2 protein-coding genes are annotated in these 1,564 nt (G+C 74.2%); one reads left to right on the forward strand and one right to left on the reverse strand.

The window, feature by feature from the left end; all coding sequences use genetic code 11:
• Positions 1 to 99: 99 nt before the first annotated feature.
• Positions 100 to 420, reverse strand: a complete 321-nt coding sequence (locus ACFY1T_RS35585) for a hypothetical protein (protein WP_390791874.1) — start codon at positions 418 to 420, stop codon at positions 100 to 102.
• 359 nt (positions 421 to 779) lie between these two features.
• Here ACFY1T_RS35585 and ACFY1T_RS35590 point away from each other — a divergent pair, with 359 nt between their 5' ends.
• On the forward strand, positions 780 to 1,475 hold the full coding sequence (locus ACFY1T_RS35590) for a pyridoxal 5'-phosphate synthase (protein ID WP_390791875.1): 696 nt from the start codon (positions 780 to 782) through the stop codon (positions 1,473 to 1,475).
• The last annotated feature ends 89 nt before the right edge of the window (positions 1,476 to 1,564 follow it).

Below are 1,564 nucleotides of genomic sequence, written 5' to 3' on the forward strand. Positions count from 1 at the left end.
CCGGACTTCCCCTGACCCCGATCACCGGAACCCCGCCACCCCCCGACCCCGCCCAACACCCCCGACCCCACCCGACAGACCCCCGCCACCCCCCGCCGCTCAGTACTGCCAGCGCGGCTGGCTTCCGTCCAGGCGGCAGTGGATCAGGCGGCCGTTCTCGGCGTGGGTCGAGCGGCCCAGGTCTGCCTTGCGGCAGAACTGGCCCGCCTTGTAGCAGTTCCCGGCGTTGGAGACGATCTCGCACGCGCCGCCCGCGGGATGGCTCGCCTCCTTCGTCGGCGCCTTCGTGACGGGCGGCTTCGGCGCGCTGCCGGTCGAGCCCGACGAGACCGTACGGGTCGGGGCGGGCTTCGCGTCCGGCACCTGCGCGGCCGGAGTGGGGGTGGGCGTGGGGGTCGGCGTCGCGGACGGGGACGGCATGGCCGTCACAGAAAGGGACGGGGACGGGGACGGCGTAGGCGTCGGCGAAGCCGACACGGTCGCCGACACGCTCGGCGGCGCCGACACCGCCGGGCCCCCGCCCTCCGCCGGGCCGCAGGCCACTGCCGTACAGGCGATCAGGAGGGCCACCGCGGCATGCCGGAGCGCACCTCCGTGCCGCCCGCCCCGTATCGCGCCCGCCCCGCTCGTCCCGTTGTCCGCTCTGCCGCTGCCGCCGTTGCGCATGATGGGCCCCCACCTCAAGTCGTTGAAGGCTGCACATCATAGGAAAAGCGGAGGCGAAAAATCCGGCGAATGCCGAAGCCGGTACGCGTGGTTCCCGTGATTCGATGGGCGGCATGACCCGTGAGATCCCCAGCCCCGAGACGGACGAGATCGAGGCCTTCCGCGCCACCCTGCACTCGCTGCGGGTATGGGACGGCCCCCTGCCCGGCTTCGATCCGGACGCCGCGCCCGCCGAGCCGCTGGCGCTGTTCCGGGAATGGTTCCTGCACGCCGCCGCGGCCGGGCAGGCGGAGCCGCACACGATGAGCCTGGCCACCGTGGACGCCGACGGACGGCCCGACGTACGCACCCTGATGCTCCACGACGCCGACGGCCACGGCTGGCACTTCGCCTCGCACGCCACCAGCGCCAAGGGCCGGCAGCTCGCCGGGCACCCGGACGCCGCGCTCGGGTTCTACTGGCCGGCGGTGGCCCGGCAGGTCCGCGTCCGCGGACGGGTCACGGCCTGCGGGCCGCAGGAGAGCCGGGCGGACCTGGCGGTCCGCTCGCGGGGCGCGCTCGCGGCGGCGCTGACCGGCCGGCAGAGCGAGGTGCTCGAGAGCGTGGACGAGCTGCGGCGCGTCTCCGAGGCCGCCTGGGAGCGGGCCGGTACGGAGCCCGACGCCCCGGCGCCGACCTGGACCCGGTACGTCCTCGACCCGTCCGAGGTCGAGTTCTTCCAGGGCGACCCGGCACGCCGCCACGTCCGGCTCCGCTACCGCCGCTCCCCCGACGGCACCGCCTGGACCCGCGAGCTGCTCTGGCCCTAGGGCGTGTCCGCAATGTCGATTGGTCGTTACTGCGTTCGTGGTGCGACGTCATGAACTGACTGATCAGGCCTGGGAAGTCATCGGACCGT

This window comes from Streptomyces sp. NPDC001194 (assembly GCF_042896985.1).
Lineage (GTDB): Bacteria > Actinomycetota > Actinomycetes > Streptomycetales > Streptomycetaceae > Streptomyces.

Bases quoted from the DNA above. Each gene is read 5' to 3' on its own strand.
- ACFY1T_RS35585 (WP_390791874.1), bottom strand. From the start codon at position 420: ATGCCGTCCCCGTCCGCGACGCCGACCCCCACGCCCACCCCCACTCCG.
- ACFY1T_RS35590 (WP_390791875.1), top strand. From the start codon at position 780: ATGACCCGTGAGATCCCCAGCCCCGAGACGGACGAGATCGAGGCCTTC.